This is a genomic window from Azohydromonas sp. (genome assembly GCF_035325925.1).
Lineage (GTDB): Bacteria > Pseudomonadota > Gammaproteobacteria > Burkholderiales > Burkholderiaceae_C > Calidifontimicrobium.
Genome location: NZ_DAOKZA010000011.1, coordinates 37,305 through 60,991 on the forward strand (window position 1 = coordinate 37,305; position 23,687 = coordinate 60,991).

General features: G+C 73.6%; 24 protein-coding genes and 1 pseudogene. 10 read left to right on the plus strand and 15 right to left on the minus strand.

Going from position 1 to position 23,687, the window contains the following annotated elements; translation table 11 throughout:
- Positions 1 to 135: 135 nt before the first annotated feature.
- The 6 genes from PKC53_RS06055 to PKC53_RS06080 form a co-directional block, all read right to left on the minus strand.
- Positions 136 to 1,647 (minus strand): tripartite tricarboxylate transporter permease, encoded by a 1,512-nt coding sequence (locus PKC53_RS06055; RefSeq protein WP_324427328.1) that lies wholly within the window; start codon positions 1,645 to 1,647, stop codon positions 136 to 138.
- 10 nt (positions 1,648 to 1,657) lie between these two features.
- A complete protein-coding gene (locus PKC53_RS06060; RefSeq protein ID WP_324427330.1) occupies positions 1,658 to 2,119 on the minus strand; it encodes a tripartite tricarboxylate transporter TctB family protein in 462 nt (153 codons plus the stop codon).
- A gap of 132 nt (positions 2,120 to 2,251) precedes the next feature.
- The gene (locus PKC53_RS06065) at positions 2,252 to 4,036 is read right to left on the minus strand and encodes a GspE/PulE family protein (RefSeq protein WP_324427332.1); all 1,785 of its coding nucleotides are present in this window, start codon (positions 4,034 to 4,036) and stop codon (positions 2,252 to 2,254) included.
- Between the two features lie 70 nt (positions 4,037 to 4,106).
- Complete coding sequence (locus tag PKC53_RS06070; RefSeq protein WP_324427334.1) at positions 4,107 to 4,859, minus strand: spermidine synthase; 753 nt, start codon at positions 4,857 to 4,859, stop codon at positions 4,107 to 4,109.
- Complete coding sequence (locus PKC53_RS06075; protein ID WP_324427336.1) at positions 4,859 to 5,368, minus strand: DNA-deoxyinosine glycosylase; 510 nt, start codon at positions 5,366 to 5,368, stop codon at positions 4,859 to 4,861. The genes PKC53_RS06070 and PKC53_RS06075 overlap by 1 nt, the downstream gene beginning before the upstream one ends.
- On the minus strand, positions 5,365 to 6,225 hold the full coding sequence (locus PKC53_RS06080) for a TatD family hydrolase (RefSeq protein WP_324427338.1): 861 nt from the start codon (positions 6,223 to 6,225) through the stop codon (positions 5,365 to 5,367). Before PKC53_RS06080 ends, PKC53_RS06075 begins: the two co-directional genes overlap by 4 nt.
- A gap of 68 nt (positions 6,226 to 6,293) precedes the next feature.
- Between PKC53_RS06080 and PKC53_RS06085 the strand changes: the two genes are divergently transcribed.
- The 4 genes and pseudogenes from PKC53_RS06085 to PKC53_RS06100 all read left to right on the plus strand — a co-directional run bounded on the left by PKC53_RS06085 (position 6,294) and on the right by PKC53_RS06100 (position 10,445).
- On the plus strand, positions 6,294 to 7,346 hold the full coding sequence (locus PKC53_RS06085; protein ID WP_324427340.1) for a trypsin-like peptidase domain-containing protein: 1,053 nt from the start codon (positions 6,294 to 6,296) through the stop codon (positions 7,344 to 7,346).
- A 24-nt stretch (positions 7,347 to 7,370) separates the two neighbouring features.
- A complete protein-coding gene (locus PKC53_RS06090) occupies positions 7,371 to 8,387 on the plus strand; it encodes a MoxR family ATPase (RefSeq protein ID WP_324427342.1) in 1,017 nt (338 codons plus the stop codon).
- A gap of 49 nt (positions 8,388 to 8,436) precedes the next feature.
- Positions 8,437 to 9,410 (plus strand): annotated as a pseudogene (locus tag PKC53_RS06095) (DUF58 domain-containing protein).
- 3 nt (positions 9,411 to 9,413) lie between these two features.
- Positions 9,414 to 10,445: a VWA domain-containing protein gene (locus tag PKC53_RS06100; RefSeq protein WP_324427344.1), complete on the plus strand. Its 1,032-nt coding sequence runs from the start codon at positions 9,414 to 9,416 to the stop codon at positions 10,443 to 10,445.
- A 29-nt stretch (positions 10,446 to 10,474) separates the two neighbouring features.
- Here PKC53_RS06100 and PKC53_RS06105 read toward each other — a convergent pair whose 3' ends face one another.
- Together PKC53_RS06105 and PKC53_RS06110 are read right to left on the minus strand one after the other, a co-directional pair.
- On the minus strand, positions 10,475 to 11,164 hold the full coding sequence (locus PKC53_RS06105) for an ATP-binding cassette domain-containing protein (RefSeq protein ID WP_324427346.1): 690 nt from the start codon (positions 11,162 to 11,164) through the stop codon (positions 10,475 to 10,477).
- Positions 11,157 to 12,413, minus strand: a complete 1,257-nt coding sequence (locus tag PKC53_RS06110; RefSeq protein WP_324427348.1) for a lipoprotein-releasing ABC transporter permease subunit — start codon at positions 12,411 to 12,413, stop codon at positions 11,157 to 11,159. The genes PKC53_RS06105 and PKC53_RS06110 overlap by 8 nt, the downstream gene beginning before the upstream one ends.
- Positions 12,414 to 12,475: 62 nt before the next feature.
- On the opposite strand from PKC53_RS06110, the gene PKC53_RS06115 reads away from it, so the two are divergent.
- The 3 genes from PKC53_RS06115 to PKC53_RS06125 all read left to right on the plus strand — a co-directional run bounded on the left by PKC53_RS06115 (position 12,476) and on the right by PKC53_RS06125 (position 16,377).
- Positions 12,476 to 13,402: a hypothetical protein gene (locus PKC53_RS06115; protein WP_324427350.1), complete on the plus strand. Its 927-nt coding sequence runs from the start codon at positions 12,476 to 12,478 to the stop codon at positions 13,400 to 13,402.
- Between the two features lie 29 nt (positions 13,403 to 13,431).
- Positions 13,432 to 15,180, plus strand: a complete 1,749-nt coding sequence (gene recJ / locus PKC53_RS06120; RefSeq protein ID WP_324427352.1) for a single-stranded-DNA-specific exonuclease RecJ — start codon at positions 13,432 to 13,434, stop codon at positions 15,178 to 15,180.
- Between the two features lie 126 nt (positions 15,181 to 15,306).
- Positions 15,307 to 16,377, plus strand: coding sequence for a PQQ-dependent sugar dehydrogenase (locus PKC53_RS06125; RefSeq protein ID WP_324427407.1), 1,071 nt, complete (start codon positions 15,307 to 15,309; stop codon positions 16,375 to 16,377).
- 13 nt (positions 16,378 to 16,390) lie between these two features.
- Here the strand turns inward: PKC53_RS06125 and PKC53_RS06130 are convergent, their stop codons facing one another.
- On the minus strand, positions 16,391 to 16,639 hold the full coding sequence (locus tag PKC53_RS06130) for a hypothetical protein (protein ID WP_324427354.1): 249 nt from the start codon (positions 16,637 to 16,639) through the stop codon (positions 16,391 to 16,393).
- A gap of 23 nt (positions 16,640 to 16,662) precedes the next feature.
- On the opposite strand from PKC53_RS06130, the gene PKC53_RS06135 reads away from it, so the two are divergent.
- Entirely contained in the window at positions 16,663 to 17,529 is an 867-nt protein-coding gene (locus PKC53_RS06135; protein WP_324427356.1) for a 3',5'-nucleoside bisphosphate phosphatase, read from the plus strand.
- Entirely contained in the window at positions 17,526 to 18,479 is a 954-nt protein-coding gene (locus tag PKC53_RS06140; protein ID WP_324427357.1) for a DMT family transporter, read from the plus strand. Before PKC53_RS06135 ends, PKC53_RS06140 begins: the two co-directional genes overlap by 4 nt.
- 15 nt (positions 18,480 to 18,494) lie before the next feature.
- Here PKC53_RS06140 and PKC53_RS06145 read toward each other — a convergent pair whose 3' ends face one another.
- Complete coding sequence (locus PKC53_RS06145) at positions 18,495 to 19,205, minus strand: phosphatase PAP2 family protein (protein WP_324427359.1); 711 nt, start codon at positions 19,203 to 19,205, stop codon at positions 18,495 to 18,497.
- On the minus strand, positions 19,202 to 20,842 hold the full coding sequence (locus PKC53_RS06150) for a glycosyltransferase family 39 protein (RefSeq protein ID WP_324427360.1): 1,641 nt from the start codon (positions 20,840 to 20,842) through the stop codon (positions 19,202 to 19,204). Before PKC53_RS06150 ends, PKC53_RS06145 begins: the two co-directional genes overlap by 4 nt.
- Before the next feature lie 67 nt (positions 20,843 to 20,909).
- Between PKC53_RS06150 and PKC53_RS06155 the strand changes: the two genes are divergently transcribed.
- Positions 20,910 to 21,539 carry an L-threonylcarbamoyladenylate synthase gene (locus PKC53_RS06155; protein ID WP_324427362.1) on the plus strand — a complete coding sequence of 210 codons (630 nt, stop codon included), beginning with the start codon at positions 20,910 to 20,912 and terminating at the stop codon, positions 21,537 to 21,539.
- Positions 21,540 to 21,545: 6 nt separating this feature from the next.
- On the opposite strand, the gene PKC53_RS06160 is transcribed toward PKC53_RS06155, so the two are convergent.
- From PKC53_RS06160 to PKC53_RS06175, 4 genes are all read right to left on the minus strand, one after another.
- Complete coding sequence (locus PKC53_RS06160) at positions 21,546 to 21,893, minus strand: RidA family protein (protein ID WP_324427363.1); 348 nt, start codon at positions 21,891 to 21,893, stop codon at positions 21,546 to 21,548.
- Positions 21,890 to 22,558 (minus strand): glycerol-3-phosphate 1-O-acyltransferase PlsY, encoded by a 669-nt coding sequence (plsY, locus tag PKC53_RS06165; RefSeq protein WP_324427364.1) that lies wholly within the window; start codon positions 22,556 to 22,558, stop codon positions 21,890 to 21,892. Before plsY ends, PKC53_RS06160 begins: the two co-directional genes overlap by 4 nt.
- Before the next feature lie 67 nt (positions 22,559 to 22,625).
- Positions 22,626 to 23,114, minus strand: coding sequence for a Cys-tRNA(Pro) deacylase (ybaK, locus tag PKC53_RS06170; protein ID WP_324427366.1), 489 nt, complete (start codon positions 23,112 to 23,114; stop codon positions 22,626 to 22,628).
- A gap of 77 nt (positions 23,115 to 23,191) precedes the next feature.
- A complete protein-coding gene (locus PKC53_RS06175; protein WP_324427368.1) occupies positions 23,192 to 23,662 on the minus strand; it encodes a hypothetical protein in 471 nt (156 codons plus the stop codon).
- Between the last annotated feature and the right edge of the window lie 25 nt (positions 23,663 to 23,687).

Genomic DNA, 23,687 nt, shown 5'->3' on the forward strand with positions numbered 1-23,687 from the left:
GCGTCGACGCGTCGATGGCGGTCGTGGTCCGGGGCTGCCGCTGCACGGTGGACACGCTGCGCGCGCGGCGGCGCCGTGGCAGGCGAACCGACGCCGCCCGCGCGGCGGCGTCGACGACCGAACGCCTGCGTCGCGTCAGTCGGCTTCCTGGAACGCGACCTCGCGCTTGCGGCGGATCGACGGCAGCGCGACGATGACCACCATCAGCGCCGCGGCGATCAGCAGCGACGCCGACAGCGGACGCGTCATGAAGGTGCTCCAGTCGCCGCGCGACAGCAGCAGCGCACGGCGCAGGTTCTCCTCCATCATCGGCCCGAGGATGAAGCCCAGCAGCAGCGGCGCCGGCTCGCAGCCGAGCTTCCAGAACGCGTAGCCGACGATGCCGAAGCCGGCGGCCATGAACACGTCGAAGTTGTTGTTGTTCAGCGTGTACAGCCCGATGCAGCAGAACGTCATGATGGCCGGGAACAGGAACCGGTACGGCACCGTCAGCAGCTTGATCCAGATGCCGATCAGCGGCAGGTTCAGCACCACCAGCATCAGGTTGCCGACCCACATCGACGCGATCAGCCCCCAGAACAGGTCGGGGTTGCTGGTCATCACCTGCGGGCCGGGCTGAATGCCCTTGATCGTCATCGCGCCGACCATCAGCGCCATCACCGCGTTGGGCGGGATGCCCAGCGTGAGCATCGGGATGAACGAGGTCTGCGAACCGGCGTTGTTCGCGCTCTCCGGGCCGGCGACGCCCTGGATCGCGCCCTTGCCGAACGGCACGCGCGGGTTGCGCGTGATCTTCTTCTCGAGCGTGTAGGCGGCGAACGACGACAGCAGCGCGCCGCCGCCGGGCAGGATGCCCAGCATCGAGCCGAGCGCGGTGCCGCGCAGCACGGCGGGCGCCGCCTCCTTAAAGTCCTCCTTGGTCGGCCACAGGCCCTTGACGTCCTTCGTGAACACCTCGCGGTGCTCGGACGGACGGCTGAGGTTGGCCAGGATCTCGCCGAAGCCGAACACGCCCATCGCGATGGCGACGAAGTTGATGCCGTCGGTGAGTTCGGGGATGTCGAACGAGAAGCGCGGCACGCCGGAGATCACGTCGGTGTTGATCTGCCCGAGCAGCAGCCCGAGGATGATCATCGCGATGGCCTTGATCAGCGAGCCCGACGCCAGCACCACCGCGCCGATCAGGCCGAGCACCATCAGCGAGAAGTACTCGGCCGGGCCGAACTTGAACGCGACCTCGGTCAGCGGCGGCGCGAAGGCGGCGATGATCATCGTGCCCACGGTGCCGGCGAAGAACGAGCCCAGCGCCGCGGTGGCCAGCGCCGGACCGGCGCGCCCCTGGCGCGCCATCTGGTAGCCGTCGATCGCGGTGACCACCGACGCCGACTCGCCGGGGATGTTGATCAGGATCGCGGTCGTCGAGCCGCCGTACTGCGAGCCGTAGTAGATGCCGGCCAGCATGATCAGCGCCGGCGTCGCGTCCAGCGCGTAGATGCTGGGCAGCAGCATCGCGATCGTCGCCACCGGCCCCAGCCCGGGCAGCACGCCGATCAGCGTGCCGAGCAGGCAGCCGAGGAAGGCGTAGGCGAGGTTCTGGAACGACAGCGCCGTCTGGAAGCCCAGCGACAGGTTGGCGATCAGGTCCATGGCGTGCCCCTCAGCCGATGAACTTCGGCCACAGCGGGATCGTCAGGCCCAGACCCCAGATGAAGATGAACCAGCTCGCCACCGTCAGCACGACACTGCTGGCGATGGCCTCGCCCCAGTGGAACTCGTCGCCGGCGAGCGCCGACACGACGATCATCAGCGGCAGCGCGACCACCATGCCCAGCGACGGCAGCGTCAGCCCGAACAGCACCACGGCCGCCGTGAGGATCGACAGCGGCCGCCACGCAATGCGGCCCACCGGTTCGCCGTCGTCGGTCTCGATGGTCAGCGCAGAGAACAGGATCAGCGCGCCGAGCAGCGCGAGGAGCACGCCCAGACCGAAGGGGAAGTAGCCGGGCCCGGGGCGTGCCGAGGCGCCGAAGCTGTACGACGTGGCGCCCCACGCGAAGGCGATTCCCACCGCCATGAACATCACACCCGACCAGAAGTCCTTCTGGCTCTTGATCTTCATCGCCCCCCCTGCTGAGCCTGCGACATCGCGGACGATTCTAGGCAGCGGCCTGTTGCGGGCGAATGTGGATTACGCTTACGCGCCGCCGGTGTCCCAGCTCGCGCGCGAGCCGCGGCGCAGCGCCACGTCGGGTCAGTCGGACCACGCAGGCGTCGTGCGCAGCACCTCGTCGAGCGTGGTCACGCCCTCGGCCACCTTCATCGCACCGGCCAGGCGCAGCGGGTGCATGCCTTCGGCGAGCGCGACGCGCCGCAGCGCCGCGACGTCGATCGTCGGGTGCACCGCGGCGCGCGCCGCGTCGCTCATCAGCAGCAGCTCGTACAGCCCGGCGCGGCCGCGGTAGCCGGTCATGCGGCACTCGAGGCAGCCCACCGGACGGCACGGGCGCACGCCGCCTTTGAGCCGCCACGGCTTGATCACCGCGTCGAGCGTCTCGCGTGTCGTCGCCTCGTCGCGCTTCTTGCACGCCGGGCACAGCGTGCGAGCCAGCCGCTGCGCGAGCACGCCGATCACGGTGGCGCCGATCAGGTACGAAGGCACGCCCAGGTCGGCCAGTCGCGTGATCGCGCCGGCCGCGTCGTTGGTGTGCAGCGTGCTGAACACGAGGTGGCCGGTGAGCGCGGCCTGGATCGCCATCTCGGCGGTGGGCAGGTCGCGGATCTCGCCGACCATGATGACGTCCGGGTCCTGTCGCATCAGCGCCCGCAGGCCCTCGGCGAAGCCCAGGTCGAGCGCCGGCTGCACCTGGGTCTGGTTGAACGCCGGCTCGACCATCTCGATCGGGTCCTCGACGGTGCACACGTTGACCTCGTCGGTGGCCAGCTGCTTGAGTGTCGAGTACAGCGTGGTCGTCTTGCCGCTGCCGGTGGGCCCGGTGACGAGCACGATGCCGTGCGGCCGCGCGATCAGCTCGCGCCAGCGCTGCGCATCGTGCGGCGAGAAGCCCAGCGCCTCGATGCCCTTGACCGCGGTGTCGGGGTCGAAGATGCGCATCACCATCTTCTCGCCGAACGCGGTGGGCAGCGTGGCCAGCCGCATCTCGACCTCGCCGCCGCCGTCGGGGCGCTTGGTCTTGATGCGCCCGTCCTGCGGCCGCCGGCGCTCGACGACGTCCATGCGCCCAAGCAGTTTGATGCGCGCGGTCATCGCGCCGAGCACCGGCATCGGCACCTGGTAGACGGTGTGCAGCACGCCGTCGATGCGGAAGCGGATCGCGCCCATGTCGCGGCGCGGCTCGAGGTGGATGTCGCTGGCGCGCTGGTCGAACGCGTACTGCCACAGCCAGTCGACGACCTGCACCACCCCGGCGTCGTTGGCGTCGAGCTGCTTGTTGCCCTGGCCGAGCTCGACGAGCTGCTCGAAGCTGGCGATCGGCGAGACCTCGCCGCTTCGGCTCGCCGCCTTCACCGAGCGCGCCAGCGTGTAGAACTCGGCCGTGTAGCGCGCGATCTCGTCGGGGCTGGCGAGCACGCGACGCACGCTGCGGCGGGTGTGCGACTCGATCTCGGCGACCCAGGCGGTGTCGAACGGCTCGCACGTCGCCACCGTGATCTCGCCGGGGCCCACGGTCACCGGCAGCACGTGGCGGCTCTCGGCGTAACGCACGCTCATCACGTCGGCGATGCGGCCGACATCGACCTTCAGCGGGTCGATGCGCAGGTACGGCATGCCCACGCGCGCGGCCAGCCACTCGGTCAGCGCCTCGGCGTCGAGCGGCTTGCCGCTGCGCGCGTGCGCCAGCCCGGCGCCGCCCAGGCGCACCAGCGCGTGCAGGCGGCTGTCGCCGGCGCCGAAGCGCGCACGCACGCGCGCCGCGGCGTCGGCGTCGACCAGGCCGTCGTCGTGCAGCCACTGCAGCAGCGAGCGCCAGTCGAGGCGCTCGCCGGCACGCGGCTTCGGGGAGGCGGCGGCGGTCATCGTGGCGGGCGGGGGTCGGTCGCGTGCAGTGTGCCATCGGCCGTGCGCGCGTGCGGCCGCAGCGCCCGGCCTACGGCGGCGGCCACGGCCGCAGCATCCTCAGCCACTTGCGCGCCGGCAGCGCGTAGCGTTGCTCGATCGCCGCGGCGCGTTCGAGCAGCTGCGCGCGCGCCGGCAGCGGCACGCCGCGCGCGGCCACCGCGATGCTGTTGCCCTCGCGCGTCGGGCGCAGCGACCACGGCACGTCGGCGCCGAAGGCCTCGGCGATGCGCGACATGCTCTGCGCGTGGCTGGCACGGCGGCCGAACAGGTTGACGGTCATCACGCCGCCGTCGGCGAGCACGGCGTGGCACGCGGCGTAGAACGCGGCGTCGTCGAGCACCGGCGCGGCGGCATCGTGGTCGTAGAGGTCGACCTGCAGCACCTGCACGCTGCCGCGGTGGCCCGGCTCGGCGAGCCAGCGCGCCGCGTCGCCTTCGACCACCTGCAGCCGGTCGTCGTCGTCGCCGAGGCGGAAGCAGTGGCGGCACGCGGCGATCACGCTCGGGTTGAGCTCGACCGCCGTGGTGCGCATCTTCAGCACGCGGTGGCAGTAGCGCGTCAGCGCGCCGGCGCCCAGCCCGAGCTGCACCGCGTGGCCCCGGGTCAGCTCGGCGGGATCGCGCCACAGCATCCACGCCATCATGCGCTGCACGTACTCGAGTTCGATGCGCAGCGGCGTGCGCAGCCGCATCGCGCCCTGCACCCACGGCGTGCCCAGGTGCAGGTAGCGCACGCCCTCGTGCTCGGACACCGTGGCCTCGGCCAGCACGACGCGGCCCATCACGCCACCTCGCAGGCCTGCAGCGCCTCGCGCCAGGCCGCGAGCTTGCGCTCGAACGACCAGCTCGCGTTGGCCGGGCTCGTCGACGGCAGCCGCAGCACGGGCACGCCGAGCGCGCGCGTGACGCGCATCGCGCGTGCCGACTCGCCGCCGTTGTGCGCGATCGCGCGCAGCGTCGGCGTGCGCCCGACCAGACCGGCCAGGTCGTTGAGCCGCGCGTCCTCGATCGCACTGTCGAGGCTGCCTTCGCGACGGCACGCGGCGTAGACGTCCCAGATCGCCAGCGCGCGCCGGCGCACCTCGTCGAGACGCTGCGGATACGGCATCGCGACGAGGTCGACGCCCCACAGGGCCGAGAGGATCGGCCAGAAGTGGTTGCGCGGGTGCGCGTAGTACTGCCGCGCGACCAGCGACGCAACGCCCGGAAAGCTGCCGAGCACGAGCAGCCGCGCGCCGGGGGCGACCACCGGCGGCAGTCCGACGAGCGGCGGCGGCCGTCGCCGGCTCACGCCGCGGCCCCTGCCGCCTGCAGCGCCGCCATGCGCGGCAGCACGCGCCGCACGTTGGCGGCGGTCACCGCGGCGGTGTGCGCCACGCTGCAGTCGCGCAACGCGGCCAGCGCGGCGCCGATGCGCGGCAGCTCGGCCGGCTCGTTGCGCGCGACGGCGCCGGTGGCGCGTTCGGCCGCGGTGCGGTACAGCCACTGCGGCGCGATGTCGGGCGCGTCGGTCTCGAGCACCAGCGCGTCGTCGGGCAGCGTCGCGGCGAGTTCGCGCAGCCGCAGCGCGCGCTCGAAGGTCATCGCGCCGCCGAAGCCCAGCGCGAAGCCGAGCTCGACGAAGCCGCGCGCCTGCTGCGCGCTGCCGTTGAAGGCGTGCGCGATGCCGCCGCGAACCCCGATGCGGCGCAGTCCGGCGAGCAGGGCGTCGGCCGAGCGGCGCACGTGCAGGATCACCGGCAACGCCGCGTCGCGCGCGATCCTCAGTTGCTCGACGTAGAAGCGCGTCTCGCGTTCGCGGCGCGGGTCGCCGGCCGGCGGCGGCACGAAGTGGTCCAGCCCGACCTCGCCGACCGCCACCAGCCGCGGGTCGTCGCGCCAGCGCCGCAGCGCGTCGCGCAGACGGTCGAGGTCGGCGTCGGCGGCGCGCGGCACGTACAGCGGGTGGATGCCCAGCGCATACGCCAGGCCGTGGCGGTGCGCCAGCGCGCGCACGGCCTCGAACGACGCCACGTCGACCGCCGGCAGCACCATGGTATCGACGCCGGCGGCGCGCGCGCGCGCCACGACCGTGTCGCGGTCGGGCGCGAACTCGGCGGCGTCGAGGTGGCAGTGCGAATCGATCCACCGTGGCTGCGGGTCGGGCATGCCCCGGATGATGCACGATGGCATCGCCCGTGCTACCGTAGGCACGAGCCTCGGTCGGGAAGACGCCGATGACCATCCGCAGGACGAACCGCACACCGCTGTACAGCCGTTCGCCGACGCGCACGCCCGGCGCCGCGACCTCCGATGCCGCGCCGGCGGCGACCACCGAGGCGCCGGCGGTGGGTGCGCTTGCGTCCCCTGCGCCTGCCGCGGGCGCGGTCCCGCCTGCCGACGCGCGGCCGGCGCGCCGCTGGCGCGCCTGGCTGCAGCGCCGTCCGCCGTGGCTGTGGGCGGTGGTCGGCGCGCTCGCCGTCGCGCTGCCCGGCTGGTGGGCCGACGCGGTCCGTGGCACGTCGCCGGTCATCACGCAGAAGCACATCGACCAGGCGGTGCTGCACACGCTGAACACCCAGCCGCTGCCCGCGCCGGCGGCGAAGTCGTACGAAGCGGTCGCGCCGTCGGTGGTGCGCGTGGTCGGGCGCGCCCACGCGCCCGACGACAAGCCGGCCGCGGCCAAGCCGGCCCCGGGCAAGGGCGGCAGCGCCAGACCCAAGACCGAGGACCAGCACGACGACGACGAGGAAGGCAGCAGCGTCGGCAGCGGCGTGGTCATCGTCGACAGCGGCGTGATCCTGACCAACCTGCACGTGGTCGCCGGGGCGCGCCACATTCAGGTGGTGTTCGCCGACGGACTCGAGTCGACGGCGTCGGTGATCAACGTGATGCCCGAGAACGACCTGGCCGTGCTGCGCGCGCACCGCATCCCCGACGACCTGAAGTCGGCGACGATGCGCAGCACCGGCGACCTGCGGCCGGGCGACCGCGTCACCGCGGTGGGCTTCCCGTTCGGCATCGGGCCGACGGTGTCGCACGGCGTCGTCTCCGGGCTCAAGCGCGAGTTCCGCTCGCCCGACGGCGAGCGCCTGCTGACCAACCTGATCCAGTTCGACGCGATGGCCAACCCGGGCAGTTCGGGCGGCCCGCTGGTGACCGACGGCGGCGAGGTGGTCGGCATCGTCACCGCGATCTACAACCCGGTGCAGGAGCGCTTCTTCGTCGGCATCGGCTTTGCCGTGCCGATCGAGTCGGCCGCCGCGGGCGCCGGCCTGCCCCCGTTCTGACCCCCGACCAGGAGACTGACGACGATGAGCACGAACACGCTGGCCGGCCAGGCCGCCGAGACCGGCGCGCTGATGGAACGCGTGCTGTACGAGGTCAAGCGCGTCGTCGTCGGGCAGGACCGCTTCCTCGAGCGCGTGCTGGTGGCGATGCTCGCGCAGGGCCACCTGCTCGTCGAGGGCGTGCCGGGGTTGGCGAAGACGCTGACCGTGAAGACGCTGGCGCAGGCGCTGCGCGGCCAGTTCAAGCGCATCCAGTTCACGCCCGACCTCGTGCCCGCCGACCTGGTGGGCACGCGCATCTACAACCAGCGTACCGGCGACTTCAGCACCACGCTGGGTCCGGTGTTCACCAACCTGCTGCTCGCCGACGAGATCAACCGCGCGCCGGCCAAGGTGCAGAGCGCACTGCTCGAGGTGATGCAGGAACGCCAGGTGACGATCGCCGGCGAGACGCACAAGGTGCCCGAGCCGTTCCTCGTGATGGCCACGCAGAACCCGATCGAGACCGAGGGCACGTACCCGCTGCCCGAGGCGCAGGTCGACCGCTTCATGATGAAGGTGCTGGTCGGCTACCCGAGCGAGGACGAGGAGTTCGTCATCGTCGACCGGGTTACCGGCCCGAGGATCGACGTGGTGCCGGTGTGCGACACGCTGCAGCTGCAGCAGTTGCAGCGCGACTGCCGCAAGGTCTACGTCGATCCGTCGCTGGTGCAGTACGCGGTGAGGCTGGTCGCGGCCACGCGCGAGCCGGCCAGGGTCGGCCTGGGCGAGATCGACAAGTACCTCAGCTTCGGCGCCAGCCCGCGCGCGACGATCAGCCTCATCGAGGGCGGGCGCGCACTGGCCTACCTGCGCGGGCGCGGCTACGTGCTGCCCGAGGACGTGCTCGACATCGCGCCCGACGTGCTGCGCCACCGCCTGTCGCTGAGCTACGAGGCGCTGGCCGACGGGCTCGACGCCGACGCGCTGGTGGCGCGCATCATGCAGCGCGTGCCGGCACCCGACCGGCCGCTGGAGGCGCATGTCCAGGTTGCGGCCTGAGGCCGCCGCGCCGGCGCAGCGTGCGCGGTCGCCCGGCCGCGCCGAGGCGATGCTGCACCGCCTCGACTGGACCGTGCTGCGCCGGCTGGACGGCGCGCTGCAGGGCGACTACCGCAGCCTGTTCCGCGGCACTGGCCTGGACCTGGCCGACCTGCGCGAGTACCAGCACCACGACGACCCGCGACACATCGACTGGAACGTCACCGCGCGGCTGCAGGTGCCGCACGTGCGCCAGTACACCGAGGACCGCGACGTCACCGCGTGGTTCCTCGTCGACCTCAGCCCGTCGGTGGGCTTCGGCTCGACCCGCAGCAAGCACGACGTCGCGGTCGAGTTCACGATGCTGCTGGCGCGGCTGCTGACGCGGCGCGGCAACCGCGTCGGCGCGCTGCTGTACGGCGACCGCGTCGACACCGTGGTGCCGGCGCGCGGCCTGCGCATCCGCGGGCCCGAGCCGGCGCATCGCATGCTGCACCGCCCGCCGCGCCAGCCGACGCCCGGGCGGCGGGGCGCGCGAGGGGCTAGAGCGCGACGCCGGCCGCGGGGCGCCAGCCGATGCCGGGGGGCACGCAACTGGCCACGCTGCTTCGCCACGCGCTGGACACGGTGCGCCGCCGCTCGATCGTGTTCGTCGTCTCCGACTTCATCAGCGCGCCCGGCTGGGACGCGCCGCTGGGGCAGCTGGCCGCGCGCCACGAGGTGATCGCGGTGCGGCTGTACGACCCGCTCGAGATGGACCTGCCCGACCTCGGGCTGCTGGTGATGCAGGACCCCGAGACCGGCGAGCAGATCGTCGTCGACACCCAGGCGCGGGGCTTCCGCCACCGTTTCGCGACGGCCGCGCGACGGCGCGAAGCCGAGTTGCGCGAGGGCCTGTCGCACGCCGGCGTCGACGCGATCGAACTCGCCACCGACGACGACCTCGCCGACACGCTGACGCGTTTCGTGCAGCTGCGCAAGCGGCGCACGCAGCTCGCCGCCGGCGGCGCGTTGCCGGCCCACCTGAACGTGCGAGGAGGCTGAGCCATGTCGTTCCTGTGGCCCACCTTGCTGTGGACGCTGGTCGCGGTGCCGCTGTTGGTGCTGCTGTATCTGTGGCTGCTGCGGCGGCGCAAGAAGGTCGCGCTGCCGTTCGCGCATCTGGCGCTGGTCAAGGAGGCGATGGGCAGGGGCCCCGGCTGGCGCCGCCACGTGCCGCCGGTGCTGCTGCTGCTGGCGATCACGGCGATGTTGATCGCCACCGCGCGCCCGACCGCCGTCATCACGCTGCCGCTGCAGGAGCAGACGATCATCCTGGCCATGGACGTCTCGGGCAGCATGCGCGCCGCAGACGTCGAGCCGAACCGCCTGGTTGCCGCCCAGGAAGCCGCCAAGGCGTTCCTCGTCGACCTGCCGCGCAGCGTGCGCGTGGGCGTGGTCAGCTTCGCCGGCACTGCGGCGATCGTGCAGCCGCCCACCTTCAGCCGCGAGGACGTGGTCGCCGCGATCGACCGCTTCCAGCTGCAGCGTGCCACCGCGATCGGCAGCGGGCTGATCCTGTCGCTGGCGGCGATGTTCCCCGACGCCGGCATCGACCTGAGCCAGGTCACCGGCCAGCGCAACATGCCGTTGCCGCTGGGCCAGCAGCCGCCGAAGAAGGAGTTCACGCCGGTCGAACCGGGGTCCTACGCGTCTGGGGCGATCATCCTGCTCACCGACGGCCAGCGCACCACCGGCCCCGACCCGATCGAGGCCGCGATGATGGCCGCCGAGCGTGGCGTCAAGGTGTTCACCGTCGGCATCGGCACCAAGGAGGGCGACACGATCGGCTTCGAGGGCTGGACCATGCGCGTTCGCCTCGACGAGGACACGCTCAAGCAGATCTCGCAGATCACGCGCGCCGAGTACTTCTACGCCGGCACCGCGCAGGACCTGAAGAAGGTCTACGAGAGCCTGTCCAGCCGCATGGTGATGGAAAAGAAGGAAACCGAGATCAGCGGCCTGTTCGCCGCGCTCGGCGCACTGCTGACCCTGCTGGCCGCCGGCTTGTCGGTGCTGTGGTTCCACCGCATCATGTGACGCGGCTGACCCGGGCGCACCCGCCCGGGTCAGCCGTCACCGCCGATGCGCCCCGCCACCAGCCGCACCGCGTTCGCGCAGCGCGCCGCCAGCGCCGAGTCGTGCGTGACGACGACCAGCGCCATGCCGCGCTCGCGGCATTGCCCCAGCATCAGCTCGAACACCGCGTCGGCGGTGTCGCGGTCGAGGTTGCCGGTGGGCTCGTCGGCAAGCACGCAGGCCGGCCGGGTCACCAACGCTCGCGCCAGCGCCACGCGCTGGCGCTCGCCGCCGGACAGCTCCGACGGACGGTGCTGCACGCGCGCGCCCAGCCCGACGCGCTCGAGCACCTCGCGCGCGGCGGCCTGCGCCTCGCGCGGCGGCTGGCGGCGGATGCGCAGCGGCATCGCGACGTTGTCGAGCGCGCTGAACTCGGGCAGCAGGTGGTGGAACTGGTAGACGAAGCCCAGGTGCCGGTTGCGCCAGCGGCCCTGCGCCGCGGCATCCATCGCCGACAGTTCCTCGCCCTGCAGCCACACGCGCCCGGCGCTGGGGGCGTCGAGGCCGCCGAGCAGGTGCAGCAACGTGCTCTTGCCCGAACCCGACGCGCCGACCACCGCCAGCGTCTGCCCCGCGTGCACCGCCAGGTCGACGCCGCGCAGCACCTGCACGTCGAGCGGCCCCTCGTGGAAGCGCTTGCGCAACCCTTCGGCGCGCAGCACGGCCGGCGCGTCACTCATAACGCAGCGCCTCGGCCGGGTTGACGCGGCTGGCGCGCCAACTCGGGTAGATCGTGGCCAGGAACGCGAGCACCAGCGACACGACGGCGATCGGCACGATGTCGCCCGCCTGCGGGTCGCTGGGCATGCGGCTGATCAGGTAGATGCTGCCCGGCAGGAAGGCGACGCCGAGCAGCCGCTCGATCGCCGGCACGATGACGTCGACGTTGAACGCCACCAGCAGGCCGAGCGCCACGCCGGCCGCGGTGCCGACGATGCCCGCGGTGGCGCCCTGCACGACGAAGATGCCCATGATCGATCGCGGGCTCGCCCCCAGCGTGCGCAGGATCGCGATGTCGGCGCGCTTGTCGGTCACGGTCATCACCAGCGTCGACACCAGGTTGAACGCCGCCACCGCGACGATCAGCGTCAGGATGATCGCCATCAGCCGCTTCTCGATCTGCACCGCGTCGAACCAGTTGCGGTTGGTGCGCGTCCAGTCGCGCACCACCACGTCGCCGCCCAGCGTGCCGCTCAGTTCGTAGGCCACATTGCGCGCGGCGTGCACGTCGCCGAGTCGCAACTGCACGCCGGTGGGCCCCTCGGTGCGGAACAGCGCCGCCGCGTCGCGCAGGTGGATCAGCGCCAGCGCGCTGTCGTACTCGTAGTGCCCGGCGTCGAAGGTGCCCACCACCGTGAACTGGCGCAGCCGCGGCACCACGCCGGCCGGCGTGACCTGGCCGCTGGGCGCGATCAGCGTGACCTTGTCGCCGACCGCGACACCGAGCTGGCGCGCCAGTTCGCCGCCGAGCACGACGTTCCACTCGCCGGCGCGCAGCGGCGCGAGCGTGGTGTCGCGCAGCCGCGCCGCGAGGTCGGTCACCGTGGCCTCCTGCGCCGGCTCGATGCCGCGCACGATCGCCCCGCGCATCGTGTCGCCGCGCGCCACCAGCGCCTGCGCCGCGACGAAGGGCGCCGCGCCGCGCACCTGCGGGTGACGACGCGCCTCGTCGGCGGTGGCCTGCCAGTCGGCCAGCGCGGCGCCGTCGGCGGCGTAGACCTCGATGTGCGAGATCACGCTGAGCATGCGGTCGCGCACCTCCTTCTGGAAGCCGTTCATCACCGACAGCACGATGATCAGCGCCGCCACCCCCAGCGCGATGCCCAGCATCGACACCCCGGAGATGAACGAGATGAAGCCGTTGCGCCGGCCGGCGCGCCCGGCGCGCGTGTAGCGCCAGCCGACCTGGAGCTCGTACAGGGGGTTCATCGCGGCGGCATGCTAACCGACCCCTCCGCGGCGCCGCGGCGCCGTCGGGATAATCGCGCCCGATGCACCTGATCGTCCCGTTCGCCGCGCCGCTGTCCGACGCCGGGCGCCGGGCACTGCGCTCGCTGTCGCTGCCCGCGCTCGACACGCTGCTGCCGCTGCTGGGCCTGCGCACGCGCGACGACGGCGACGAGTTCTCGCTGTCGCCGCCGCACGAGCGCGCGCTGGCGCGGGCGCTGGGGCTGGCCGGCGCCGACGGGTGCCTGCCCTGGGCCGCGCACGCCGCGGCGCAGTCCGGCGTCGACACCGACGACCTCGCCTGGGGCCGGCTGACCCCGGTGCACCTGCACGTGGGTGACCAGGTCAGCCTGCTCGACCCGGCGGCGCTGGCGCTCGACGAGGCGGCATCGCGCGCGCTGTTCGACGCCGTCGCGCCGCTGTTCACCAGCGAAGGGTTCGCGATGCTGTGGCTCGCCCCGGACGCCTGGCTCGCGGCGCACAGGTCGCTGCGCGAACTGCCCACCGCGTCGCCCGACCGCGTGATCGGCCGCCCGGTCGACCGCTGGCTGCTCGACGCACGCGCGGCCGCGCCGCTCGGCCGGCTGCTCAACGAGGCGCAGATGCTGCTGTACACGCACCCGGTCAACGACGCTCGCGAGGCGCAGGGGTTGCACACCGTCAACGCGCTGTGGCTCAGCGGCTGCGGCGCGCTGCAGCGAGCGTCGACGCCGCCCGGCCTGGTGGTCGATGCGCGGCTGCGCGCCGGCGCGCTGGCCGAGGACTGGGATGCATGGCGGCAGGCCTGGCGCGCGATCGACGCCGGCCCGGTCGCCGCCATCCACGCCGCGGTGCGCCGCGGCGACACGGTGTCGCTGACGCTGTGCGGTGAGCGCAGCGCCCTGCACTGCGCGCCGGCGCCGCGCGGGCGCTGGCGGCGCTGGTTCGGCCCGCGCCGCGCCGATGCGGCCGAACTGCTGGAGTCACTGTGAACGCACCGTCTGGGCCAGGGCGCGACGACATGCCGCCGCCGAGTTTCGAAGTGCGCGACGTGCCGCCGCGCGTGGCCTTCGCCCTCGAGCAGGCCGGCGTGCACCCGCTGCTCGCGCGGCTGTTCGCGGCGCGCGGCATCCGCAGCGCCGACGAACTCGACGACGCGTTCGAGCACCTGCTGCCACCGGGCACGCTGCTCGGCGCCGACCGCGCCGCAACGCTGCTCGCCGATGCGATCGCCGCACGCGCGCCGGTGTGCGTCGTCGCCGACTACGACTGCGACGGCGCCACCGCCTGCGCGGTCGCGCTGCGCGGCTTGCGCCTGCTCGGCGCCGACCCGGCGACGCTGCACTACGTGGTGCCCGACCGCGCCCGCCACGGCTACGGCCTCACGCCGGCCATCGTCGACCTCGCGCGCGAGCGCGTGCCGGACGTGCAACTGCTGGTCACGGTCGACAACGGCATCGCCAGCGTCGCCGGCGTCGCCCACGCGCGCGCTCACGGCATCGGCGTGCTGGTCACCGACCACCACCTGCCGGCGGTCGACGACGGCCGCGTCGTGTTGCCCGACGCCGACGTCATCGTCAACCCGAACCAGCCCGGCTGCACTTTCGCCAGCAAGTCGATCGCCGGCGTCGGCGTGATGTTCTACGTGCTGCTCGCGCTGCGCGCACGGCTGCGCGAGCGGGACGCCTTCGCCGGCAGCGCGCAGCCGCGGCTGGACGCGCTGCTCGACCTCGTCGCGCTGGGCACGGTGGCCGACGTCGTGCGCCTCGACGCGAACAACCGTCGGCTGGTCGCGCAGGGCCTCAAGCGCATCCGCGCCGGGCGCATGCAGCCGGGCGTGGCGGCGCTGTTCACGGTGGCCGGGCGCGACCCGTCGCGCGCCGCGACCTTCGACTTCGGCTTCGCGCTGGGCCCGCGCGTCAACGCCGCCGGGCGGCTGGCCGACATGACGCTGGGCATCGAGTGCCTGCTCACCGACGACGCGGCGCGCGCCGCCGAGCTGGCACGCGCGCTCGACGCGATCAACCGCGAGCGTCGCGAGGTCGAGGCCGGCATGCGCGAGCAGGCGCAGCTGCGTCTCGACGCGCTGCTGCCAGCCGGTGCGCCGCCGCCGGCGCTGGCACTGTTCGACGCGTCGTTCCACGAGGGCGTGGTCGGCATCGTCGCCGGGCGGCTGAAGGACCGGCTGCACCGCCCGACCTTCGTCTTCGCACGCGGCGCCGACGGGCTGCTCAAGGGCTCGGGCCGCTCGATCCCCGGCTTCCATCTGCGCGACGCGCTGGACCTGGTCGCCAAGCGCGAGCGCGGCGTGCTGCTGCGCTTCGGGGGCCACGCGATGGCCGCCGGCTGCACGCTCGCCGAAGCCGAGTTCGCGCGCTTCGCCGACGCCTTCGTGCGCGTCGCCGCCGAGTGGCTCGACGACGCGACGCTGCAGCGGCGCTGGCGCACCGATGGCGCGCTGCCGGTCGAGTACTACAACGCCGAGACCGCGCGCGTGCTCGACGCGCAGGTCTGGGGCCCGTCGTTCGAGCCGCCGCTGTTCAGCGAGGTCGTCGACGTGCTGGCACAGCGCCTGGTCGGCGAGCGCCACCTGAAGCTGCGCCTCGCGCGCGCGGGCGATGCGCGCGCCGCACCGCGCGAGGCGATCTGGTTCGGCCGCACCGAGCCGCTGCCGGCGCGCGCACGGGTGGCTTGGCGGCTGGCGCTCGACGAGTACCAGGGTCAGCAGCGCGTGCAGATGGTGCTCGAGGCCGCCACCGGCGTCGACTGAACGCGTCGCGTCGCGCCCGCGTGCGAACTTCCCGCGGCGGACGACGTCGAACTGCGTCGTCGTCACCTTCTGCACCCCGCTGCCATGCGCCTGCCGCAAACGCTCGCCCTCGCCCTGCTGCTGTTCATGCCGTTCCTGGCGACGGCCGTCGACCTGAAGCCCGTCACCGTCGCGCGGGGCCTCCAGCACCCCTGGGGCCTGGCGTTCCTGCCCGACGGCCGCATGCTGGTCACCGAGCGGCCGGGACGCATGCGCATCGTCGAACGCGACGGCACCCTCGGCGCGCCCCTGGCCGGGCTGCCGCCGGTGGCCGCGGGCGGGCAAGGCGGGCTGCTCGACGTCGCGCTCGATCCGAACTTTGCCGACAACCGCCTCGTCTACTGGACCTACAGCGAACCGGGCGCCGAGGGCGACGCCAACGGCACGGCGGTGGCGCGCGGCCGGCTCGACGGCAGCCGCCTCGCCGACGTGCAGGTGATCTTCCGCCAACACCCCAAGGTCGCGGGCAGCCACCACTTCGGCTCGCGGCTGGCGTTCGCGCGCGACGGTCGGCTGTTCGTCACGCTGGGCGACCGCAACTCGCGCAAGGACGATGCGCAGGTGCTCGACAACCACATCGGCAAGGTGGTGCGCATCGAGCCCGACGGCCGGGTGCCGGCCGACAACCCGTTCGTCGGCCGCGCCGGCGCGCGGCCCGAGATCTGGAGCTATGGCCACCGCAACGTGCAGGGCGCGGCGATCCACCCGGCCACCGGTGCGCTGTGGACGCACGAACACGGCCCGCAGGGCGGCGACGAGCTGAACCTGACCGAAGGCGGAAGGAACCACGGCTGGCCGGTGATCACCCACGGGCGCAACTACGGCACCGGCACGAGGATCGGCGAGGGCACCGAGCGTGCCGACGTCGTTGCGCCGGCGCACCTGTGGCTGCCGACCTCGATCGCGCCGAGCGGCCTGGCCTTCGTCACCAGCCCGCGCTACCCGGAGTGGAAGGACAGCGTGCTGCTCGGCGCGCTGCGCTCGCAGGTGCTGGTGCGCCTGCGCCTGGAGGGCACCCGCGTGGTCGGCGAGGAGCGGCTGCTGGGATCGCTCAACGCGCGCATCCGCGACGTGCGACAGGGCCCCGACGGCTGGATCTACGTGCTCACCGACAGCGCCGACGCGCGCATCGTGCGCCTCGAGCGCAGCGACGGCTGATCGCGAGAACCCGTCAACGCCGGCGCTGGTCGCGCAGCCGCGCCGCGAGCTGCGCGATGTCGGGCGGGTCGAGCGAGCACACCGCCATCACCGCCACCGGCAGCAGCGCGGCGACGGCGACGAACAGGTCGCCCGAGCCGATCAGCACGGCGATCACCGGCAGCGCCGCGATCGCGCCGAGCAACGTGTCGACCAGCGCCGAGCGGCTTGCGCGACGCGTCGTCTCGGGCGTCTCGGGCGGGCTTTGCGGGTGTGGGGCCAAGGGTATCCCCCTACAATCCGTCGGTGAACGACCCCAGCTTACTGAATGCCGATCTGCATTGCCACTCCGACGTGTCGGACGGCACGCTCAGCCCCGAGGCGCTGGCCGCACGGGCGCATGCCAACGGCGTGCAACTGTGGTCGCTGACCGACCACGACGAGGTCGGCGGTCAGCGTCGCGCCCGTGACGCGGCGCTGGCGCTGGGGTTGCCTTACCTCACCGGCTGCGAGGTCTCGGTCACCTTTGCCGACCGCACCGTGCACGTCGTCGGCCTGGGGTTCGACCCCGACGACGCCCGGCTGCGCGACGGGCTCGCGGCCACCCGCGGCGGACGCGAGCGCCGCGCGCGCGAGATGGCTGCCGGCCTGGCGCAGGTGGGCATCCGCGGCGCCTACGAAGGCGCGCTGAAGTACGTCGGCAACCCCGAGCTGATCTCGCGCACGCACTTCGCGCGCTTCCTCGTCGAGGCCGGCCACTGCGCCGACACGCACGAGGTGTTCCGCCGCTTCCTCGTCGAAGACAAGCCGGGGTACGTGCCGCACCGCTGGGCGCGGCTCGGCGACGCGGTGCGCTGGATCACCGACGCCGGCGGCGTGGCGGTGATCGCGCACCCGGCGCGCTATCGCTTCACGCCGACCGAGGAGTACGCGCTGTTCGTCGAGTTCGTCGCCCACGGCGGGCGCGGCGTCGAGGTCGTGACCGGCAGCCACAGCACCGCCGAGTACGCGGCCTACGCCGAGCTTGCGATCGAGTTCGGCCTGCTCGCCTCGCGCGGCAGCGACTTCCACGACCCCGACGAGAGCCGCACCGACCTCGGCGCCCTGCCCGACCTGCCCGGTCGCCTGACGCCGGTGTGGCAGGCGCTGGCGCAGCGCGTGGACCGTCCGTGACCGCGCACGCCGGCACGCTGCCGGCACCGCGCCCGCTGCTGGGCGTGACGCTGATCGCGCTGATGGCGGCCTGCTTCGCCGTGCTCGACACCAGCGTCAAGGTCATCGGCGCGACGATGTCGGTGCTGGTCGTGCTGTGGGCCCGCTACGCGTTCCAGGCGCTGGCGATGGCGCTGTGGCTGGCAGTGCCGTCGCGGCGGTCGCTGTGGCGCAGCGCCCACCCGCGTTTCCAGCTGCTGCGCGGCGTGCTGCTGCTCAGCGTCAGCGCGCTGGGATTCGTCGGCCTGCAGCACCTGCCGGTGGCCGAGTTCACCGCGGTGATCATGGTCACCCCGGTGATCGTCACGGTGGTCGCCGCGACGCTGCTGCACGAGCGCATCTCGCGCCTGCGCTGGGTGCTGGTGGCCGGCGGGTTTGCCGGCGTGCTCGTCGTGCTGCGCCCCGGCAGCGGGCTGTTCGGCTGGGCGGCGGCGATCCCGGCGCTGGCCGCGCTGTGCTACGCGGCGTTCCAGGTGCTCACGCGCCGGCTCGCCGGCCACGAGCATCCGCTGACGACGCACCTGTACACCGGCCTGATCGGCGCCGCGCTGAGCTCGGCGGTGCTGATCGCACTGCCCGGCGTCGAAGCCCGGCCGGCGCTGGCCGCCGCGGCCCCGTCGACGCTGGCGCTGCTGCTGCTGGTCGGGCTGCTGGGCACCGTCGGCCACCTGCTGCTGATCCTGGCGATGGGCACCGCGCCGGTGGGGCTGCTGATGCCGTTCACCTACCTCCAGATCGTCTTCGCCACCGCCGCCGGATGGGTCGCGTTCGGCCACGTGCCCGACGGCTGGGCGACGCTGGGCATGGCGGTCATCGCCGCCTGCGGCGCCACCAGCGCCTGGCTGAACGTGCGCAGCGCGCCGGGGCAGCGCCCGCCGTCGCCGGTGACCGTCGACACGATCGGCGACTGACCGCGGCGCGCGCCTTCAGGTCGCGCACCGGGGCGCCAGGCGCCGGCGGCGGCGCCGCAGCCGCGCGTGCAGCCACGCCGTGCGCAGCAGCGCGCACACGCCACCGACGACGATCGCGGCGAACACCACGTCGCTGGCGAAGTGGCCGCCCTGCAGCACCCGCCCGACGCCGATCGCGGTGCCAGCGGCCAACCCGGCGGCGGTCCAGCGGCGGCGGATTGCCGGTGCCGACAGCAGCCCCACGGCCATCAGCGCGTACCCGGTCGCCGCGTGACCGCTGACGAACGAGCAGTTGCGGTCGCACGGCCCGCCGGGCCGCAGCGCGGCGACGAAGGGCTGGTCGCCGCCAAACTCGTGCACCGCGAGCGGCCGCGGGCGTCCCCCATGGTCCTTCAGCAGCCACGACACCACTGCGCCGTTGGCCAGCACCGCCACGCCCAGCAGCAGCGCGGCACGCCGGCGCCATCGGCCGGCGCGTGGGCGCGGCCACAGCGTGACCGCCGCGGCAGCCAGCAACGCGCCGCGCCCCAGCCACGGCACGGCGACGTACGACGCCCGCACCAGGGGGTGCTCGGCGGCGAAGAAGGCCGGGACACGAAGCGGGTCGTGCAGCGCCGCGCTGATCGCCAGGTCGAGACCCGGCCAGGCCACGAACGCCAGCCCGAGCAACCCCAGCGGCACCCAATGCAGCGCCGTCACGAGGCGCCGCCGCGACGCGCGGCTCACCGCGCGGCCTCCATCGGCACCGACGCCCGCCACAGCCGCAGCGGCACGCGGTGCGCGCCGGCCTGCACCGCGTCGGCGGCGCCGAGAGGCCGCCAGTCGACGAGCTGACTGCGCAGCGCGGGCGGCGGGTCGCCCTCGCTGAGCACGATCACGGCCTGTCCAGGCCGCGGCGTCCACGGCCGCGTGAGCTGATAGTGGTCGCGCGCCGGCCGCGGCCGACCGGCATCGTCCAGCGGCCGCCAGGCGCGCCAGTCCAGCGCCAGGTCGCGCCAGCGATGGCGACCCTGCGCCGCCAGCGCGCGGCTCGTCGTGACGACGGGCGCGCCGGGCATCTCGGCCAGCGCCTGCCGCAGCGGCGCGCGCAACTCGCCGTACGCCGTGCCCCACCCGCGCATGCGCGACCACGCGTCGAGCACCTTGGGCAGCGTTGCGGCGTCCGGCATCGCCCGCAGCACCAGCGCCGGGATCAACATCGCCGCGGCCACCAGCAGGGCCTGCGCCCACGCCAGCCGGCGTGCGCTGGCCAGCGCCGGCGACGCCTCGGGTGACTCGGCGAGCCGAAGCGCCAGCCACAGCGTGAACCCGACCAGCACCGGCGCGGTCCAGTTGACCTCGGCACCGGCGTGCAACGCCTGCACTGCGCCGAGACCGAGCAGCGGCCACACCAGCGCGGCCAGGTACACCCTCAGGCCGGCCGACGCCGGGCGCGCCGGTCGTCGCGCGTGCCGCCACAGCCACCACCCCCACACCGGCCCCAGCAGCACGGCCTGCCCGAGCAGCCACGACACGAACGCCACCGCGGCGCGCCCCGGCGCCAGCGGCGTCGCCGCGGCGGTGATCTCGACCGTGTGCCGCAACGTCGGCCACCCGTGTGCCGCGTTCCACGCGAGGTGCGGCGCCAGCGCCGCCAGCACGACGGCTGCGGCCAGCAGCGGCCCCGTCGCCCGTTGTCGCCGCCTTGTCGGGCCGCGAGGACCGCCCGCCGGGACGAAGGCGACCGCGACGGCAGCCACCGCCAGCGCGGCGGCCGTGTATTTCGACAGCATCGCGAGTGCCGCCGCCACGCCGAACATCGCCCACGCTCGATGGCCGCCGACCCACGACGCATGCCATAACGCCAGCGCCGCCAGCGACCAGCCCAGCAACAGCGGCGCGTCGGTGGTTGCCGCCAGGCCGAGCACGCCGGCCGGCGTCGACACGAGGAACACGACGGCGGCCCAGACGCCGGCGCGTTCGGCCGCCGCGATGCCGTGGCCTTCGTGCCGCGCGATCGCGAACGCCAGGCGTGCCAGCACCAGCGCGGCGGCCGGCCAGCACAGCATCGCGAGCGCCTTGACCCCCACGACGCCGTCGCCGAACAGCGCCGTCGAAGCACCGATCAGCGCCGCGATGACCGGAGGCTTCGAGTAGTAGCCCCAGGCCGGCTCGCGCGACCAGTCCCAGTACTGCGCCTCGTCGACATGCAGTGTGACGTCGCCGCTGCCCAGCACCGCGGCCAACAGCGCGAATCGCGACGCGGCCGCGAGCGAAGCCAGCGCGCCGACCTGCAGCCACCAGCGCCGCGTCGGCCGCACGGCGCGGTCACGGACCACGCCGGTCGCCGCGTCGGCCACCTCGGGGTGCCGCACCTGCGCCATCGCGCGAGCTTAGCGGTGCAGGCTGAAGCCGGCGTGAAGCGCGGCGGTGCTGGCGGACAATGCGCCGATGTCGCAGTACTTCGAGGTCCACCCCGACAACCCTCAGCCGCGGCTGCTCAGGCAGGCGGCGCAGATCCTGCACGCCGGCGGCGTCGCGGCCATCCCGACCGACTCGAGCTACGCGCTGGTGTGCCACCTCGACGACAAGGCGGCCGCCGAGGCACTGCGGCGCATCCGCCAGGTCGACGACCGGCACCACCTGACGCTGCTGTGCCGCGACCTGTCGGAGCTGGCGCGGTTCGCACGGGTCGACAACCGCCAGTACCGGCTGCTCAAGCTGGCCACGCCCGGGCCCTTCACCTTCATCCTCGAGGCGACGAAGGAGGTGCCGCGGCGGCTGAGCCACCCGTCGCGGCGCACCATCGGGCTGCGCGTGCCCGACCACCGCGTGACGCAGGAACTGCTGGCGCTGTTCGGCCAGCCGCTGCTGGCCACCACGCTGATCGCGCCCGGCGAGACCGAGCCGATGAACGACCCGCACGAGATCCGCGAGCGCTTCCAGAAGCTGCTGCAGGCGGTGGTCGACGCCGGCGCCTGCCCGATGCAGCCGACCACCGTGATCGACCTCAGCGGCGACGTGCCGGTGCTGGTGCGCGAGGGCCGCGGCGACGCCGCGTCGCTGGGGCTGGCCGCGTAGCGCGCGCTAGACCGCCGCGGTGACGACGATCTCGATCTTCCACGCCGGTTTGGCCAGCGCCGCCTGCACCGTGGCGCGAGGCGGCGTGTGGTCGCGCACCACCCACTCGTCCCACACGCTGTTCATCGCCGTGAAGTCGGCCATGTCGGCGAGGAAGATCTGCGCGCGCAGGATCTTCGACTTGTCGCTGCCGGCACGCGCGAGCAGCGCGTCGATGGCGTCGAGCACCTGCCGCGTCTGGCCGTAGATGTCCTGCGTCTCGTCGGCGGCGACCTGCCCGGCGAGGTAGACGGTGCCGTCGTGCACCGCCATCTCGGACATGCGCGCGCCGACGTCGTAGCGTTGCAGCGTCATCTCTTCGCTCCTTTGTGGTGATGGCCCGCGCGACGCGGCGCCGCGGTGCCGGTGGCGGCCTTCTGGCCGAGCCGCGACTCGGTGCCGGCCAGCAGCTTGCGGATGTTCGCCTCGTGGCGCCACACCAGCAGCAGGCTCATGAGCGCGATCGCGAGCACCAGCGTGTCCGGCCCCCAGATGAGCAACTGGTAGAACGGCGCGAACAGCGCGCTGACGATCGACGCCAGCGACGAGTAGCGGAAGAACCCCGCGACGATGGCCCAGGTGGCCAGCGTCGCCAGGCCGAGCAGCGGGTTCAGCGCGAACAGCACGCCGGCCGCGGTGGCCACGCCCTTGCCGCCGGCGAAGCGGAAGAACACCGGCCACAGGTGGCCGACGAAGGCCGCCAGCCCGACCCACGCGGCGGTGTCGGTGCCCAGCCCGAAACGCGGCCCCCACCACAGCACCGCGAGCACCGGCAGATAGCCCTTGAGCGCGTCGAGCGCCAGCGTGACCGCCGCCGCGCCGCGGTGGCCCGAGCGCAGCACGTTGGTCGCGCCGGGGTTGCGCGAGCCGTAGCTGCGCGGGTCGGCCAGCCCGGCGAACCGGCTGACGATGACCGCGAACGACAGCGAACCGATCAGGTAGGCGACAGCGACGGCCGCCAGGCTCCAGGCGAAGGACATGCGGCGGGGGTCGTGGCGTGCGGCGACGGGAAGCCGCCAGTGTAAGCGGCGGCGGCGCCGCGCCCGGTCAGAGCGCGCAATCGACCGCGCGCGCGCCGAGCACGTCGACGAGCACCTGCGGCGCGAGGCCCACCAGGTACCCGCGCCGACCGCCGTTGATGTAGATGCGCGGCAGCGCGAGCACGCTGACCTGCACGTACACCGGCATCGCCTTGCGCAGCCCGAACGGCGAGGTGCCGCCGACCAGGTAACCGCTGTGGCGCTGCGCGACCTCGGGCCGGCACGGCTCGACGGCCTTGGCGCCGATGTCGCGCGCGAGGTTCTTCGTGCTGACCTCGCGGTCGCCGTGCATCAGCACCACCAGCGGCTGCCCACGCTCGTCCTGCATCACCAGCGTCTTCACCACGGTGTGCTCGTCGACGCCGAGCTGGCGCGCCGACTCGGCGGTGCCGCCGCGCTCGACGTAGTCGTAGGGATGCCCGGTGTAGGACACGCCGGCGCGGTCGAGCCACTGCGTGGCCGGGGTCGCGCTGACGTGCCTGTCCTTCTTCGCCATCGTGCGATGCTGCCACGCCGCGGCACCGGCACGCGCCCGGTCCGAGCCGGCCCGGCCGGTGGCGCGCCGACGCGTCGTCAGTCGCAGCGCACCCGGCAGCCCGCCGGGTCGCCTTCGCACTGGCCGGTGCCCAGCACCTCGCAGCGCGCCTTGGTGCGCAGCGTGAACGTCACGCCTTGTGCATAGCTGCAGGCCACGCGCGTGACCGAACCCTGGCGGCCCACCGCCACGCGCAGCGGCTGCAGCGCAGCGATCGTCGCGCGCGGCAGCTCACACGACAGGTAGCCCTGGAACGCGCCGTCGCCCGCCTCCCACAGCGCGGTGTTCTTCAGCGCGCGGTAGTTCTCGAAGCGCGAGCAGATCTCGGCTTCGCGCCCGTACAGGCGCGCGTTGTCGGAACAGTAGCCGGTGTAGGTGTGTCGCAGTTCGTCGTCGCTCGGGCAGGGGGCCACCTGCACCGCCGCAGCGGGCAGCGGGCAGGTCAGCGTCCCGGCCACCGCGCCGCCTGTGGCCACCGCCAGCGCGATCGTCAAAGCCCATCGCTTCATGCGCATGCTCCGGAAGGACGGGCGC

What these genes read in the sequence shown, in the direction of transcription:
- PKC53_RS06055 (WP_324427328.1), bottom strand. Translation starts at nt 1,647, where the DNA reads ATGGACCTGATCGCCAACCTGTCGCTGGGCTTCCAGACGGCGCTGTCG.
- PKC53_RS06060 (WP_324427330.1), bottom strand. Translation starts at nt 2,119, where the DNA reads ATGAAGATCAAGAGCCAGAAGGACTTCTGGTCGGGTGTGATGTTCATG.
- PKC53_RS06065 (WP_324427332.1), bottom strand. Translation starts at nt 4,036, where the DNA reads ATGACCGCCGCCGCCTCCCCGAAGCCGCGTGCCGGCGAGCGCCTCGAC.
- PKC53_RS06070 (WP_324427334.1), bottom strand. Translation starts at nt 4,859, where the DNA reads ATGGGCCGCGTCGTGCTGGCCGAGGCCACGGTGTCCGAGCACGAGGGC.
- PKC53_RS06080 (WP_324427338.1), bottom strand. Translation starts at nt 6,225, where the DNA reads ATGCCCGACCCGCAGCCACGGTGGATCGATTCGCACTGCCACCTCGAC.
- PKC53_RS06085 (WP_324427340.1), top strand. Translation starts at nt 6,294, where the DNA reads ATGACCATCCGCAGGACGAACCGCACACCGCTGTACAGCCGTTCGCCG.
- PKC53_RS06090 (WP_324427342.1), top strand. Translation starts at nt 7,371, where the DNA reads ATGAGCACGAACACGCTGGCCGGCCAGGCCGCCGAGACCGGCGCGCTG.
- PKC53_RS06100 (WP_324427344.1), top strand. Translation starts at nt 9,414, where the DNA reads ATGTCGTTCCTGTGGCCCACCTTGCTGTGGACGCTGGTCGCGGTGCCG.
- PKC53_RS06105 (WP_324427346.1), bottom strand. Translation starts at nt 11,164, where the DNA reads ATGAGTGACGCGCCGGCCGTGCTGCGCGCCGAAGGGTTGCGCAAGCGC.
- PKC53_RS06110 (WP_324427348.1), bottom strand. Translation starts at nt 12,413, where the DNA reads ATGAACCCCCTGTACGAGCTCCAGGTCGGCTGGCGCTACACGCGCGCC.
- PKC53_RS06115 (WP_324427350.1), top strand. Translation starts at nt 12,476, where the DNA reads ATGCACCTGATCGTCCCGTTCGCCGCGCCGCTGTCCGACGCCGGGCGC.
- recJ (WP_324427352.1), top strand. Translation starts at nt 13,432, where the DNA reads ATGCCGCCGCCGAGTTTCGAAGTGCGCGACGTGCCGCCGCGCGTGGCC.
- PKC53_RS06125 (WP_324427407.1), top strand. Translation starts at nt 15,307, where the DNA reads ATGCCGTTCCTGGCGACGGCCGTCGACCTGAAGCCCGTCACCGTCGCG.
- PKC53_RS06150 (WP_324427360.1), bottom strand. Translation starts at nt 20,842, where the DNA reads ATGGCGCAGGTGCGGCACCCCGAGGTGGCCGACGCGGCGACCGGCGTG.
- PKC53_RS06155 (WP_324427362.1), top strand. Translation starts at nt 20,910, where the DNA reads ATGTCGCAGTACTTCGAGGTCCACCCCGACAACCCTCAGCCGCGGCTG.
- PKC53_RS06160 (WP_324427363.1), bottom strand. Translation starts at nt 21,893, where the DNA reads ATGACGCTGCAACGCTACGACGTCGGCGCGCGCATGTCCGAGATGGCG.
- plsY (WP_324427364.1), bottom strand. Translation starts at nt 22,558, where the DNA reads ATGTCCTTCGCCTGGAGCCTGGCGGCCGTCGCTGTCGCCTACCTGATC.
- ybaK (WP_324427366.1), bottom strand. Translation starts at nt 23,114, where the DNA reads ATGGCGAAGAAGGACAGGCACGTCAGCGCGACCCCGGCCACGCAGTGG.
- PKC53_RS06175 (WP_324427368.1), bottom strand. Translation starts at nt 23,662, where the DNA reads ATGAAGCGATGGGCTTTGACGATCGCGCTGGCGGTGGCCACAGGCGGC.